Source organism: Enterobacter sp. MGH 38 (assembly GCF_000492855.1).
Lineage (GTDB): Bacteria > Pseudomonadota > Gammaproteobacteria > Enterobacterales > Enterobacteriaceae > Enterobacter > Enterobacter hormaechei_C.
This window is the reverse complement of record NZ_KI535608.1, coordinates 1,185,145-1,199,191: the sequence shown is the minus strand read 5'-3', so window position 1 is coordinate 1,199,191 and position 14,047 is coordinate 1,185,145. Positions and strand designations below refer to the sequence as shown.

Below are 14,047 nucleotides of genomic sequence, written 5' to 3'. Positions count from 1 at the left end.
TTATTTCCCCGTAAAGTTCGGCGCGCGTTTTGCCAGGAACGCGCTGACGCCTTCCCGGTAGTCGTCGCTGCGTCCGGCCAGGCGTTGATAGTCGCGCTCCAGATCAAGCTGGGCGTCGAGGGTGTTGGTTTCGGCGGCGTTGATCGCCTGCTTGATCAAGCCCAGGCCAAAGGTCGGCTGCGAGGCAAAATGCAGCGCCATCTGCTGTGCGGTGGCGGAGAGCTGCTCGTCGTCCACCACCTGCCAGATCATTCCCCAGGCCTGTGCCTGCTCAGCGCTGAGCTTATCGCCCAGCAATGCCAGCCCCATGGCGCGGGCGCGTCCGGCCACGCGCGGCAGCAGCCAGGTGCCGCCGCAGTCCGGGACGAGGCCGAGCTTGCTGAAGGCCATCACAAAACTGGCGGAGCGCGCCGCAATCACCATGTCGCAGCCGAGGGCCAGCGTCGCCCCCGCGCCCGCCGCCACGCCGTTAACCGCGCAAATCACCGGCTTCGGCAGTTTTGCCAGGCGGCGCACCAGCGGGTTGTAAAAAGTCTCAACGGACATGCCCAGATCGGGCGCCGGGCCGTTCGGGTCGACGTTACGGTCGTTGAGATCCTGCCCGGCGCAGAAACCGCGTCCTGCCCCGGTGATCAGCAGGCAGCGGATGGCGTCATCGCGCTCGGCCTGCTTCAGGCATTCGGAAAGCTGCTGGTGCATGACGTCGTTAAAGCTGTTCAGGCGCTCCGGGCGGTTCAGCGTAATGGTCATTACGCCCTGCTCAACATGGCTCAGAATAGATTCCACAATTAGCGTCCTTTAAAGTCTGGGGTGCGTTTTTGTAAAAAGGCGTTGATCCCTTCCCGGCGATCGTCGGTGGCCGCGAGCAGCGCAAACAGCTGACGCTCCTGCGCCAGCCCGGCCTGAAGCGGGACTTCCTGCGACTGGCGAAGCGCCTGCTTCGCCGCCTGTAGCGCCAGCGGCGAATGGCGCGCCATCAGCGCTGCCTGCTTCAGGGCGTACTCCAGCGTCAGCGAGGCCGGGTAGACGTCGCTGACCAGCCCGGCGCTGTGCGCCTGCACCGCCGTGATGCTTTCGCCCGTCAGCACCATTTTGCTGGCCAGCGATTTGCCTACGCTGCGGATCAGCCGCTGGGTGCCGCCTGCGCCCGGCATGATCCCGAGGGTGATTTCCGGCAGGCCAAAACGGGCGTTATCGCCAGCAATCACGACATCGCAGAGCAGCGCCAGCTCACAGCCTGCCCCCAGCGCGAAGCCGTTTACGGCGGCAATCAGCGGTTTGGTGAAGGCGTTGATCCGCGCCCACAGCTGCGGACGGATATCGTTCAGGGTGGCGGGCAGGTCTTTCTCCGCCATTTCGTTGAGATCGGCCCCGGCGGCAAAGCAGCGTTCGTTGCCGTACATCACGCAGACGGCGATCTCAGCATCCGCGGCGGCGGCCTCAAGCTGCTCCGCGATTTGCAGGAGCAGCGCATTGTTGAGCGCGTTGCGCGCCGCCGGACGGTTAAGCGTTAGCTGCAACACGCGGCCATGACGGGTAACAATCAGTTCGCTCATGCCATCCCCTTCGCATCAAAATCGACGATAACGTCGGCGGTTAACGGCAGCGCCTGACAGCTCAGCACATAGCCTGCGGCCAGCTCGTCCGGCTCCAGGCTGTAGTTGGTCGCCATATCGACTTTCCCACGCAGCACTTTGCATTTGCAGGTGGCGCATACGCCGCCCTTGCAGGCGTAAGGCAGATCCGCCCCCTGACGCAGGGCCGCGTCAAGAATGCTCTCGTCGTCCGCCGTCAGGGTGATCTCCCTGTCGCGCCCGTCCTGACGGACGGTGACCTTCTGGCCATCGGCCTGCACGCTGGCTGTCCGTTTAACGGCGGTACCCGGCGTGTTAAAGCGCTCAAGATGGATCGCTTTTTCCGGCATACCCAGCGCTTTAAGCGCCGCTTCGGCCTCATCCATCATCGCCGACGGGCCACAGATGAAGGCTTCATCGTACTGACGGAAATTCACCAGCGTTTTTGCCAGCGCCTGGAGCTTTTCCCCGTCAATGCGGCCATGGAGCAGATCGCTGTCGAGCGTCTCCTGGCTGAAGATGGCGATCAGCTGTAAACGCTGCGGGTATTTATCTTTCAGGTCCGCCAGCGCCCGGCGGAACATCATGCTCTGGCTGCTGCGGTTGCCGTAAATCAGGGTGAAGTGGCTGTGGGCTTCAGTGGCCAGCGTAGCGGACATAATCGCCAGCATCGGGGTGATCCCGGACCCGGCGGCAATCGCCAGATAATGGCCTTCGCGTTCGGCCTGCGGCTGGTAGCCAAAATGCCCCTGGGGCACCATCACCTCCAGCGCCATGCCCGGTTTGATCTCGTCCCGGGCATAGCGGGAAAAACGTCCGCCCTCGATGGCTTTGACCGCCACGCTGATCTCACCGCACGCGGTGCTCCGGCAGATGGAGTAGCAGCGGCGCAGTTCATCCCCGCCAGGACTGGCTTTCAGGGTCAGATGCTGACCGGGACGGAAGCGGTACGCCTCCTGTAACGCCTGCGGCACCGCGAAGGTAATGGTCACCGCGTCGCGGGTTTCGGGCTCCACTTTTGCCACTGTTAATGAATGAAACGTTGTCATGGCAGCCTCAAATACATTTGAAATAGTCGAAGGGCTCACGGCAGGTATTGCAGCGGTAGAGCGCTTTGCAGGCCGTGGATCCAAATTCACTGATAAGCGAGGTATCGGTGCTCGCACAGCGCGGGCAGCTCACCTCCGCGGGAACGTGGGCATGGCAGCTATGACCAACAGGCGGGCTGATGCCATATTCACGCAGGCGCCTGCGGGCATCGTCGGTCATCCAGTCGGTGGTCCAGGCGGGCTCCAGTTGCAGCACAATATGTACCGGGCTAAAGCCGTTTCCGGTCAGGGTTTCGCGGATCGCCCCCAGCAGATGCTCCGTTGCCGGACAGCCCGAATAGGTTGGCGTGAAGCCGATGACCCAGCCTTCCCCCTGTGCCTTCACGCTGCGCACCATGCCCAGGTCGGTGATGGTCAGCACCGGCACTTCCGGGTCGGGGATCTGGCTTAACAGCGCCCAAATCTGCGGGATTTGTGCAGGCGCGATGTCGACGAGGCGTTGCATGGCGTCCTCCTTTACCACTGCTGGCCGGGGTAAACGCGCTGGAGATACTGCATCTCTGCCAGCATCGGCCCGAGGTGTTCGGTATGTAGCCCCTTCTTACCGCCCGTGCGATACGCCACCTCTTCGGGCACGCGGAGGGTGGCTTCCGCCAGGCCAGCAAACAGTTCGCGCTCCCACGGGTCCCGCAGGTCGCGCGGATCAACCGCCACGCCGTCATCAATTAGCGCCAGCTCGACCTCGTCAGCGTCGAACAGTTCAGCCGTAAAGCGCCACAGGCTATCCACCGCCTGCTGCATTTTTTGTGCGGAGGTTTCTGTTCCGTCCCCCAGCCGCACCAGCCAGCCGCGGCTAAAGCGCAGGTGATAGCGCGCCTCCTTAATGGCTTTTGCCGCGATGGCGGCAAGCTGACTGTCGCTGCTGTGGATCAGCCGCTCGTAGAGCGCCACGTTCCACGCATCCATCAGATACTGACGGGCAATGGTGTCGGCGAAGCTGCCGTTTGGCTGTTCCACCAGCAGCAAATTGCGGAACTGACGCTCATCGCGGCCATAGGCCAGGGTATCTTCATCACCCTTACCTTCCCGTTCAGCGGCGTAGGTCAGGAAATTGCGCGCCTGCCCGAGCAGATCAAGGCCGATATTGGCGAGCGCCAGGTCAATTTCCAGCTCCGGCGCGTGGCCGCACCAGGCGCCCAGACGCTGTGAGAGCACCAGACCGTTGTCGCCCAGACGCAGGGCATAAGCAGATACGTTGTTCATCCCCAACCTCACATATGCTCGATACCATCAGGGATGGTGTAAAACGTCGGATGGCGGTAGACCTTGCTTTCCGCCGGATCGAAAAATTCCCCGCTCTCTTCCGGCTGGGAAGCGACGATTTCACTCGCCTTCACCACCCAGATAGAACAGCCTTCGCTGCGGCGGGTATAGGCATCGCGCGCGTTTTCCAGCGCCATGCGGTCGTCGGCAGCGTGAAGGCTGCCCACATGCCGGTGCGACAGCCCCTGCTTCGAACGGACAAAAACTTCGTATAACGGCCAGTAAACATTGCTCATGGTTGATTCCTCTTATGCGGCCTGGCGGGCGCGTTGTTTTTCCGCGTGGGCCAGAGCGGCTTCACGCACCCATGCGCCGTCGTCCCAGGCTTTACGTTTTGCGGCCAGACGTTCGTGGTTGCAGATCCCGCGCCCGTTGATCACCTCGTCAAATTCCTGCCAGTCGATTTCGCCGAAGCGGTAGTGACCGCTCTCTTCATCGAAACGCAGGTCGGGATCCGGCACGGTCATGCCGAGCATCTCCACCTGAGGCACCGTGTTGTCCACGAAGCGCTGGCGAAGCTCATCGTTGCCAAAGCGTTTGATCTTCCAGGCCAGACTGCGGGCGCTGTTTGGGGAGTTGTCGTCGTTGGGTCCGAACATCATCAGCGCGGGCCACCAGAAGCGGTTGATGGCGTCCTGCAACATCTGCCGCTGGGCTTCGCTACCCTGCGCCAGCGCCATGCAGGCCTCAAACCCCTGACGCTGGTGGAAGCTCTCTTCTTTACAGATTTTCACCATCGCCCGGGCATACGGGCCGTAAGACGTACGGCACAGTGCCACCTGGTTCACAATGGCCGCCCCGTCCACCAGCCAGCCAATGACCCCGATATCGGCCCAGCTCAGGGTTGGATAGTTGAAGATGGAGGAGTATTTCATCTTGCCGTCGAGCATCTTTTGATAGATGTCCTCCCGGGCGCAGCCCAGCGTTTCCGCCGCGCTGTAAAGGTACAGGCCATGTCCGGCTTCATCCTGCACCTTCGCCAGCAGAATGGCTTTCCGGCGCAGCGTCGGTGCGCGGGTGATCCAGTTCCCTTCCGGCAGCATGCCGACAATCTCAGAGTGGGCGTGCTGTCCAATCTGGCGGATCAGCGTCTTGCGGTAGGCATCCGGCATCCAGTCCTGCGGCTCGATGGCCGTCTCCTGTGCGATGCGTTGCTCAAAGCGTTGTTCTTGCGTCACATAACCACCTTTGTGATTCGTTAAATCACCACAAATAGCAAAATGGTGAATCATTTGGCTTCTTAAAAGTTACACAAAGGTTAAATATAACCCCAAGAAGCGTTTGTTTATTTTGTGACGACGCTCGCAAGCCTTTTCATGAAAGGCCGATGGCGCAAGGCTTTCTGTTGGTCAGGTCAAGCAATACAGATCACAACGTTAACAATTCTTTAAAACTCAGCTTGATTTTTATGATTCGAGATCAAACTATTTATAGTGAAATCACGAAACATCTGGAGAGAAGAAATGCAGCAGTTAGCCAGCTTCTTGTCCGGCATCTGGCAATCAGGCCGGGGCCGCGAGCGCACCATCACCCACGCCATCAGCGGGGAAACGCTATATCAAGTCACCAGCGAAGGGCTGGATATGGCGGCCGCGCGCCGTTACGCCATTGAACACGGCGGAGAAGCGCTCCGCGCAATGAGCTTTATCGAGCGCGCCGCCATGCTGAAGGCGGTGGCCAAACATCTGCTGAGCCAGAAGGATCGGTTTTATGCCCTGTCAGCCCAGACCGGCGCGACGAAGGCTGACAGCTGGGTGGATATTGAAGGCGGTATCGGCACCCTCTTCACCTACGCAAGCCTCGGCAGCCGTGAGCTGCCGGACGATACCCTGTGGCCGGAGGATGAGCTGATCCCACTGTCGAAGGAAGGCGGTTTTGCGGCACGTCACGTGTTAACGTCGAAATCCGGCGTGGCGGTGCATATCAACGCGTTCAACTTCCCGTGCTGGGGGATGCTGGAAAAGCTCGCGCCCACCTGGCTTGCCGGGATGCCCGCCATCATCAAGCCCGCCACCGCCACCGCGCAGGTGACTCAGGCGATGGTGAAAGCGATTGTGGAGAGCGGACTGGTGCCGGACGGCGCCATCAGCCTGATCTGCGGTGGCGCGGGCGATCTGCTGAACCACCTCGACAGCCAGGACGTGGTGACGTTTACCGGGTCGGCCAGCACCGGGCAGAGCCTGCGCGTCCACCCGAATATCGTCGCACATTCCATTCCGTTTACCATGGAAGCAGATTCTCTTAACTGCTGCGTGCTGGGTGAGGACGTGACGCCGGAACAGCCGGAGTTTACGCTGTTTATCCGCGAAGTGGTGCGCGAGATGACCGCCAAAGCCGGGCAAAAATGTACCGCCATCCGCCGCATCATCGTGCCTGAAGCGCAGGTTGAAGCCGTCAGCCAGGCGCTGATTGCGCGGCTGGTGAACGTGGTCGTCGGCGATCCGGCCCAGGAAGGGGTGAAGATGGGGGCTCTCGTCAACAGTGAGCAACGTGCTGACGTGCAGGAAAAAGTCGATCATCTGCTGGTCTCGGGCTGCCAGATCCGTCTGGGTGGTAAAGCTGATTTGCAGGCGCCTGGCGCATTCTTCCCACCCACCCTGCTGTTCTGCCCGCAGCCGGACGAAACCCCGGCCGTTCACGCCACCGAAGCCTTTGGCCCCGTCGCAACCCTGATGCCCTGCCGTAACACCGAGCACGCCATGCAGCTGGCGCGGGCGGGCGGCGGCAGCCTGGCGGGAACGCTGGTTACGGCAGATACCCGCGTGGCGCGGCAGTTTATTGCTGGTGCCGCGCGCGCCCACGGGCGCATTCAGATCCTCAACCAGGAATCCTCGAAAGAATCTACCGGCCACGGTTCACCGTTGCCGCAGCTGGTGCACGGTGGTCCGGGACGTGCGGGCGGCGGCGAAGAGCTGGGCGGCCTGCGCGCTGTGAAGCACTATCTTCAGCGCACAGCCATTCAGGGCAGCCCGTCCATGCTCGCCGCGATCGGTAAACAGTGGGTCCGTGGCGCGGAGGTGCAGGAAGATCGCGTTCATCCGTTCCGTAAATACTTCGAGGAGTTACAGCCGGGCGACAGCCTGCTGACCCCGCGTCGTACCCTGACGGAAGCGGATATCGTGAATTTTGCCTGCCTGAGCGGGGATCATTTCTACGCCCATATGGACAAAATTGGCGCGGCGGAGTCGATTTTTGGTGAGCGCGTGGTACACGGTTATTTCCTGATTTCCGCCGCGGCGGGGCTGTTTGTCGATGCCGGGGTTGGGCCGGTTATTGCCAACTATGGCATGGAAAACCTGCGCTTTATCGAGCCGGTCAAGCCGGGTGATACCATTCAGGTGCGCCTGACCTGTAAACGTAAAACGCTGAAGAAACAGCGCACTGCCGAGGAAAAACCCACCGGCGTGGTGGAATGGGCTGTGGAGATCTTCAACCAGCACCAGCAGGCCGTGGCGCTCTACTCCATCCTGACGCTGGTGGCGCGCCAGCAGGGTGACTTTTAATCAATGCAATGGCATTAACCTTGCTGCTTCGAGTGTTTGAGCGCATCAAAATAAGCGGAAGGTAAAACAGGGACTGGATGGCTTTGATTAATCGAACCATCCAGTCTGCCTGGTTTGGATAAGTTACAACCGGAAACACTAAGCAAATTGACCATGCAGTTAGCATGGTTATTATTTGGCGCCGGGAATATTCCCGCATTAAATTACATGGATGATTAACAAACTATGGCAATTCCTGTTTACCTTTTCTTAACTGAAGATGGTGGGTCAAAAATTACAGGCTCGGTGGATTTTCGTTACCGTGAGGGAAGCATTGAAGTTACCGGCTTTACACACAATCTTCGCCTCCTAATTGATCCTGCCGAATTTGCAAAATTCCAGAACAATAATAATTACGGTGATGATCCAGTCGATCAGTTATGGATAAGGGCAGGAATAGATTATGCGCGACGTTCGGGTTTTTAACTGGCGAGCTGGAATTATTATCTTTATTTTTCTCATATTCATTGCATACCCTTTCCGCGATCTTTTTACCGTGTATGGAAATTTGCAGGAAAAAATCAAGGTTAACGATCGTTTAACTCTTTACATCACCCAGGTTGAGACGGGCTCGCTGTCTAAAAACAGGTATCATATTTATCTCTTTGATGCGAAAAAAAGTCCGGAAGAATTCATGTCTAACATTAAGAATATCAATCCCGTCATGATCACCGATGATGATAAAGCTTCAGTGGCAATTAAAAATGGAGACATTTATCTTCGCGTTCGCGGTACGGTTTATTCGTTCACGACGGTAGGTTTTGATGTCCGCACGCATCTCGATAGCTCGCCTTACTGAAGCGCACTTTATCTGCCATGGGGGTGTGATGCACCCCCGCTCTTTTTTAACCTGGCAAGACTGACAAACAACCTGGCAGATGCAGGCAAACGCTTTTCGTGCGCGCCTGTCAGGATAACGCTGATACTACACAATAAACACAACAAGATGAGGTCTGCGATGGGAAGCAATTCTTCTTTTTCTGCCCGTAGAACGGCACTGGCCATGGCCGTTGCGCTCTGTTGCGCCTGGCAATCCCCTGTTTACGCTCACGGCAGCGAGGCGCATATGGTCCCGATGGACAAAACGCTTCAGGCGTTTGGCGCGGACGTGCAGTGGGATGATTACGCCCAGATGTTCACCATCGTCAAAGACGGTGCCTTTGTGAAGGTCAAACCCGGCGCAAATACCGCCATCGTTAACGGCAAACCGCTGACGCTCCAGGTGCCCGTGGTGATGAAGAACAATAAGGCGTTTATCCCGGAGACCTTTATCAACGATGTCTTTCAGTCCGATCTTGATCAGACATTCCAGGTTGAAAAAAGCCCCCACCCGTTAAACGCGCTGACGGCTGATGAAATCAACCAGGCCGTAGCAATCGTGAAAGCCTCAGCGGATTTTAAACCCAATACCCGCTTTACCCAGATTGCGCTGGCGGAGCCAGAAAAGGCCAAAGTCTGGGACTTTGTGCTTAACGGCACGGCGGTGGATGCGCCCCGCCAGGCCAATATCATCATGCTTGATGGTAAACACATCATCGAAAGCCGGGTGGATCTGAAGGAGAAAAAGATCCTCCGCTGGGAGCCGATCAAAGACGCGCACGGCATGGTGCTGCTGGATGACTTCAATACCGTGCAGCAGATCATCAATGAAAGCCCGGAGTTTGCCGCCGTGCTGAAAAAGCGCGGCATTACCGACCCGAAGAAAGTGATCACCACCCCGCTTACCGTCGGCTTTTTTGACGGCAAGGATGGGCTGAAACAGGAAGACCGCCTGCTGAAAGTGATCAGCTATCTCGACGTGGGCGACGGTAACTACTGGGCGCACCCGATCGAAAACCTGCTTGCGGTGGTGGATCTCGAGCAGAAGAAAATCCAGAAGATTGAGGAAGGCCCGGTCGTGCCGGTGCCGCTCACGCCGCGCCCTTATGATGGCCGTGACCGCGTTGAAACGGTGAAAAAACCGCTGGAGATTATCGAGCCGGAAGGCAAGAACTACACCATCACCGGGGATAGGGTGCACTGGCAGAACTGGGATTTTCATCTGAGCCTGGACTCACGCGTCGGCCCGATAATCTCCACCGTGACCTATAACGACAACGGCAAAAAGCGACAGGTGATGTATCAGGGGTCGCTCGGCGGCATGATTGTGCCGTACGGCGACCCGGATATCGGCTGGTACTTTAAAGCCTACCTGGACTCCGGCGATTACGGCATGGGTACCCTGACCTCCCCGCTCGTGCGCGGCAAGGATGTTCCGTCTAACGCCGTGATGCTCAACGAAACCATCCCGGATTACACCGGCGCGCCAATGGAGATCCCCCGGGCGATCGCCATTTTCGAGCGTTACGCCGGGCCGGAATATAAGCATCAGGAATTAGGAAAACCCAACGTCAGCACCGAACGCCGCGAGCTGGTGGTGCGCTGGGTCAGCACCGTGGGTAACTATGATTACATCTTCGACTGGGTATTCCACGAAAACGGCACTATCGGCATTGATGCAGGGGCCACGGGCATTGAAGCGGTGAAAGGCGTGCAGACGAAAACCATGCATGATGCCACCGCGAAGGATGACACCCGATACGGAACGCTGATCGACCATAATATTGTCGGTACCACCCACCAGCACATCTACAACTTCCGTCTGGATATGGACGTGGACGGCATCAACAACAAGCTGGTGGCCATGGATCCCGACGTCAAACCGAACACCGCTGGCGGACCGCGCACCAGCACCATGCAGGTTAATCAGTATGATATTGATACCGAACAGCAGGCGGCGCAGAAGTTTGACCCGGGCACCATCCGCCTGCTGAGCAATACCAGCAAAGAGAACCGCATGGGCAACCCGGTCTCATATCAGATCATCCCTTACGCGGGCGGTACACACCCGGTAGCGTCCGGCGCGAAGTTTGCCCCGGACGAGTGGATTTATCACCGCCTGAGCTTTATGGATAAACAACTGTGGGTAACGCGTTACCATCCCGACGAGATGTACCCGGAGGGAAAATACCCGAACCGTTCCACGCACGATACCGGCCTCGGCCAGTACAGCAAAGATAACGAGTCGCTGAACGACCAGGATAACGTCATCTGGATGACCACCGGCACCACCCATGTCGCCCGTGCCGAGGAGTGGCCGATAATGCCGACGGAATGGGTGCACACGTTGCTCAAGCCGTGGAATTTCTTTGACGAGACGCCAACGCTCGGCAAGAAAAAAGAGCAGAAATAACCCACCGACCGGGCGTAATGCCCGGTTTTTCATCCGCTTACTTGCTGAATTACTCTCCCCGATTATAGTTATTGTTACCTCGCTTAATCCTTTTGCATTTCTTGACACACTTTCACCAGGATTCGAAGTCTCCACAAACAACGTCACAGTTTACTGAGAGGTTTTAGGATGAGAATCAATGAGATCGTCAGGAGTCTCGCGCTGGCGGGATGTTTTATTTCTACCAGTTCCGCCTGGGCCGCAGAAGCACCTAAGGATGCCAGCGCAGCAACGCAACAGGCCAACAACGCACTCTTCAACCAGCTTCCTTTCTCCGATAACACCGATTTTACCAACGCCCACAAAGGGTTTATTGCCCCGCTGCCTCAGGAAATTATCAAAGGGGAGCAAGGCAACACCGTCTGGGATCCTCAGCAGTACGCTTTTATCAAAGAAGGCGATAAGGCGCCCGACTCGGTTAACCCGAGCTTATGGCGTCAGTCCCAGCTGATCAACATCAGCGGTCTGTTTGAAGTGACCGAAGGCGTCTACCAGATCCGTAACCTCGACCTGTCAAACATGACTATTATTGAAGGTAAAGAAGGCATTACCGTGGTCGACCCGCTGGTGTCGGCAGAAACGGCCAAAGTCGGGATGGATCTTTACTATAAAAATCGCGGTAACAAGCCTGTGGTCGCCGTTATTTACACCCACAGCCACGTTGACCACTATGGCGGCGTGCGCGGCGTGGTGGATGAAGCAGATGTGAAGTCCGGCAAGGTGAAAGTCTACGCGCCCGCCGGATTTATGGAGGCCGCCGTCGCGGAGAATATCATGGCGGGTAACGTCATGAGCCGCCGCGCCAGCTATATGTACGGCAACCTGCTGAAGCCGGATGCGAAGGGCCAGGTCGGCGCGGGTCTCGGCACCACCACCTCCGCCGGGACGGTGACCCTGATCGCCCCGACCAATATCATCGAGAAAGATGGTCAGAAAGAGGTGATCGACGGCCTGACCTATGATTTTATGCTCGCGCCGGGATCGGAAGCGCCTTCTGAGATGCTCTGGTATATCGAAGAGAAAAAGCTGATCGAGTCTGCGGAAGATGTCACCCATACCCTTCACAACACCTACTCCCTGCGCGGTGCGAAAATTCGTGAACCGCTGCCATGGTCGAAATACATCAACCAGGCAATTGTACGCTGGGGTGATAAGGCCGAAGTTATCATGGCGCAGCACCACTGGCCGACCTGGGGCAACGAGAATGTGGTTAACCTGCTGAAAAGCCAGCGCGACCTGTATCGCTACATTAACGACCAGACCCTGCGCATGGCGAATGAAGGGCTGACGCGTGACGAGATCGCCGCCAACTTCAAGCTGCCGAACTCCCTGGCCAATACCTGGGCCAACCGAGGCTATTACGGTTCAGTCAGCCATGACGTCAAAGCCACCTACGTGCTCTATTTAGGCTGGTTTGACGGCAACCCCGCGACCCTGGATGAACTGCCGCCTGAAGAAGCCGCGAAGAAATTTGTGGAGTATATGGGAGGCGCGGATGCCATCCTGAGCAAAGCGAAAACCGACTTTGACCAGGGGAACTACCGCTGGGTGGCTCAGGTGGTCAGCAAAGTGGTCTTTGCCGATCCAAATAATCAGGCCGCGCGAAACCTGGAAGCGGATGCGCTGGAGCAGCTGGGTTATCAGGCTGAATCAGGCCCGTGGCGTAACTTCTACCTGACCGGCGCCCAGGAGCTGCGTAACGGCGTGGTGAAAGGACCGACCCCGAACACCGCCAGCCCGGACACCGTGCGCGCGATGACGCCAGAAATGTTCTTTGACTATCTGGCGGTGCACATTAACGGTGAAAAAGCGGCGGATGCAAAATCGGTGTTTAACATCGACCTCGGCAGCGACGGCGGTAAATACAAGCTGGAACTGGAAAATGGCGTGCTGAACCACACGGCGAACGCCGAAGCGAAAGACGCTGACGCGACCGTGACCCTCAACCGCGATACGCTGAATAAAATCATCCTGAAAGAAGTGACGCTTAGACAGGCGCAGGATAATGGCGATATCAAAGTGACCGGCGATGCCGCAAAACTCGATGCCATGCTCGGTTACATGGATAAATTTGAATTCTGGTTTAACATTGTGACCCCGTAAAGGCAGCACTCGCGGGCGGAGGTTCCGCCCGCTCAAGGAAAATTCTCTTCAATGGAAAAAAGACATCCAGCCACACCCGAACCTGCGACATGGCCTACCCGTAAATCAATGGTTGTTCACGGGCTGGCCGTGAACCTGCCGTGGCTCGCCTTTGTGAATGCCAGCTTTGCCCTTATGGTCCTGCTGCGCAATTCGCTTTTCGGCCATATCGATGCCCTCCTGCACATCAGCCCGCCTCTGCGGCAGATGATAGACGCCTCCATGCTTGGGGTAGTCATCCTTTCCGTGGCGCTGGTAATAATGGCCTGGCGCCACATCCGCGGCGTCAGCGCGGTGCTGTTAATGTGTAGCCTGCTATGGTCGATAAGTTGTTACTGGTTTATCAACGTGATACAGCTTCCTCATCCCTGGCCGATATTCGTTACCCTGCTGATGGCCGGTATGACCGCGCTCTATTTTCACCCGGTGGCACTGCTCTGCTTCACCGTTCCGCTATGGATAAGCCTGCCCGTTGCCAGCATGCTGCTGAATCAGGAAATTAATTATCGCTTCGCCGGGCTGTGGGTGGTGTTCACCTTCATTCTCGTGTGCGGGCGCTATATCCTGTTGAGCTGGTTTGAAGAGGCGTGGCGTCGAAACCAGCAGAATCAGCGTTTAATTTCGCGGCTGGATGCGCTGGCCCATCAGGATCCGCTGACGAAAACGGCCAACCGGCGGGCGATGGAGCTGGTGCTGGAAAACGCCGTGGAGCAAGGCAAACGCTTCGCGGTGCTGATGCTAGATGTCGATTACTTCAAACTGTATAACGACACCTATGGTCACCAGGCAGGAGACGCGTGTCTCGCGAGGGTGGCAGAGGTGCTGAACACCTCGGTGCGCACGCCAGAGGATGTGGTTTCGCGCTACGGTGGTGAGGAGTTCGTCGTGATCCTCTTTGACTGTGAAGAAAGCGTTGCTGAGAAAGTCGCCGCGCGGATCCAGGCTGGCCTGCGCACCGCAGCAATTGCGCACAGCGCGTCGAAGGTGAGTGAATGTGTGACGGTGAGTATGGGCATTGCCGGCTATACCCCAGGACTGGCCGGCCCGGAAATCATCGCCCGCGCCGATGCGGCGCTGTATCGGGCGAAGGAGGCCGGGCGGGATCGGTGGTCGCGTTAAATAATGCCGGGTGGCGGCTACGCCTTA

The 14,047-nt window shown here is 57.8% G+C and carries 13 protein-coding genes; 6 read left to right on the top strand and 7 right to left on the bottom strand.

Translation table 11 applies throughout. From position 1 onward, the window contains the following. Genes paaG through paaA form a run of 7 tightly spaced genes read right to left on the bottom strand, consistent with a single transcriptional unit; the run spans position 1 to position 5,124 of the window. Positions 1-789: a 2-(1,2-epoxy-1,2-dihydrophenyl)acetyl-CoA isomerase PaaG gene (paaG, locus tag L384_RS05670; protein ID WP_026080707.1), complete on the bottom strand. Its 789-nt coding sequence runs from the start codon at positions 787-789 to the stop codon at positions 1-3. Next, positions 789-1,556 (bottom strand): 2,3-dehydroadipyl-CoA hydratase PaaF, encoded by a 768-nt coding sequence (gene paaF, locus L384_RS05675; protein WP_003857343.1) that lies wholly within the window; start codon positions 1,554-1,556, stop codon positions 789-791. The genes paaG and paaF overlap by 1 nt, the downstream gene beginning before the upstream one ends. Further along, the gene (gene paaE, locus L384_RS05680) at positions 1,553-2,623 is read right to left on the bottom strand and encodes a 1,2-phenylacetyl-CoA epoxidase subunit PaaE (protein WP_023324597.1); all 1,071 of its coding nucleotides are present in this window, start codon (positions 2,621-2,623) and stop codon (positions 1,553-1,555) included. The genes paaF and paaE overlap by 4 nt, the downstream gene beginning before the upstream one ends. A gap of 7 nt (positions 2,624-2,630) precedes the next feature. Next, positions 2,631-3,128 carry a 1,2-phenylacetyl-CoA epoxidase subunit PaaD gene (gene paaD / locus L384_RS05685; RefSeq protein ID WP_003857347.1) on the bottom strand — a complete coding sequence of 166 codons (498 nt, stop codon included), beginning with the start codon at positions 3,126-3,128 and terminating at the stop codon, positions 2,631-2,633. Between the two features lie 11 nt (positions 3,129-3,139). Next, positions 3,140-3,886, bottom strand: coding sequence for a 1,2-phenylacetyl-CoA epoxidase subunit PaaC (paaC, locus tag L384_RS05690; RefSeq protein ID WP_023324596.1), 747 nt, complete (start codon positions 3,884-3,886; stop codon positions 3,140-3,142). Positions 3,887-3,894: 8 nt separating this feature from the next. Beyond that, the gene (gene paaB, locus L384_RS05695; RefSeq protein ID WP_003857353.1) at positions 3,895-4,182 is read right to left on the bottom strand and encodes a 1,2-phenylacetyl-CoA epoxidase subunit PaaB; all 288 of its coding nucleotides are present in this window, start codon (positions 4,180-4,182) and stop codon (positions 3,895-3,897) included. A gap of 12 nt (positions 4,183-4,194) precedes the next feature. Then, positions 4,195-5,124 (bottom strand): 1,2-phenylacetyl-CoA epoxidase subunit PaaA, encoded by a 930-nt coding sequence (paaA, locus tag L384_RS05700; RefSeq protein ID WP_003857355.1) that lies wholly within the window; start codon positions 5,122-5,124, stop codon positions 4,195-4,197. A gap of 285 nt (positions 5,125-5,409) precedes the next feature. Between paaA and paaZ the strand changes: the two genes are divergently transcribed. From paaZ to L384_RS05725, 6 genes are all read left to right on the top strand, one after another. Beyond that, entirely contained in the window at positions 5,410-7,449 is a 2,040-nt protein-coding gene (paaZ, locus tag L384_RS05705) for a phenylacetic acid degradation bifunctional protein PaaZ (RefSeq protein ID WP_023324595.1), read from the top strand. A gap of 225 nt (positions 7,450-7,674) precedes the next feature. Continuing rightward, positions 7,675-7,914, top strand: a complete 240-nt coding sequence (locus L384_RS22930) for an Hcp family type VI secretion system effector (RefSeq protein ID WP_071789850.1) — start codon at positions 7,675-7,677, stop codon at positions 7,912-7,914. After that, positions 7,892-8,287 (top strand): hypothetical protein, encoded by a 396-nt coding sequence (locus L384_RS05710; RefSeq protein ID WP_023324594.1) that lies wholly within the window; start codon positions 7,892-7,894, stop codon positions 8,285-8,287. Before L384_RS22930 ends, L384_RS05710 begins: the two co-directional genes overlap by 23 nt. A 159-nt stretch (positions 8,288-8,446) precedes the next feature. Beyond that, complete coding sequence (gene tynA / locus L384_RS05715; protein ID WP_023324593.1) at positions 8,447-10,720, top strand: primary-amine oxidase; 2,274 nt, start codon at positions 8,447-8,449, stop codon at positions 10,718-10,720. 168 nt (positions 10,721-10,888) lie between these two features. Beyond that, on the top strand, positions 10,889-12,862 hold the full coding sequence (locus L384_RS05720; RefSeq protein ID WP_023324592.1) for an alkyl/aryl-sulfatase: 1,974 nt from the start codon (positions 10,889-10,891) through the stop codon (positions 12,860-12,862). A gap of 51 nt (positions 12,863-12,913) precedes the next feature. Beyond that, the gene (locus L384_RS05725) at positions 12,914-14,020 is read left to right on the top strand and encodes a GGDEF domain-containing protein (RefSeq protein WP_023324591.1); all 1,107 of its coding nucleotides are present in this window, start codon (positions 12,914-12,916) and stop codon (positions 14,018-14,020) included. Positions 14,021-14,047 lie beyond the last annotated feature (27 nt).

Bases quoted from the DNA above. Each gene is read 5' to 3' on its own strand.
- paaF (WP_003857343.1), bottom strand. From the start codon at position 1,556: ATGAGCGAACTGATTGTTACCCGTCATGGCCGCGTGTTGCAGCTAACG.
- paaE (WP_023324597.1), bottom strand. From the start codon at position 2,623: ATGACAACGTTTCATTCATTAACAGTGGCAAAAGTGGAGCCCGAAACC.
- paaD (WP_003857347.1), bottom strand. From the start codon at position 3,128: ATGCAACGCCTCGTCGACATCGCGCCTGCACAAATCCCGCAGATTTGG.
- paaC (WP_023324596.1), bottom strand. From the start codon at position 3,886: ATGAACAACGTATCTGCTTATGCCCTGCGTCTGGGCGACAACGGTCTG.
- paaB (WP_003857353.1), bottom strand. From the start codon at position 4,182: ATGAGCAATGTTTACTGGCCGTTATACGAAGTTTTTGTCCGTTCGAAG.
- paaZ (WP_023324595.1), top strand. From the start codon at position 5,410: ATGCAGCAGTTAGCCAGCTTCTTGTCCGGCATCTGGCAATCAGGCCGG.
- L384_RS22930 (WP_071789850.1), top strand. From the start codon at position 7,675: ATGGCAATTCCTGTTTACCTTTTCTTAACTGAAGATGGTGGGTCAAAA.
- L384_RS05710 (WP_023324594.1), top strand. From the start codon at position 7,892: ATGCGCGACGTTCGGGTTTTTAACTGGCGAGCTGGAATTATTATCTTT.
- tynA (WP_023324593.1), top strand. From the start codon at position 8,447: ATGGGAAGCAATTCTTCTTTTTCTGCCCGTAGAACGGCACTGGCCATG.
- L384_RS05720 (WP_023324592.1), top strand. From the start codon at position 10,889: ATGAGAATCAATGAGATCGTCAGGAGTCTCGCGCTGGCGGGATGTTTT.
- L384_RS05725 (WP_023324591.1), top strand. From the start codon at position 12,914: ATGGAAAAAAGACATCCAGCCACACCCGAACCTGCGACATGGCCTACC.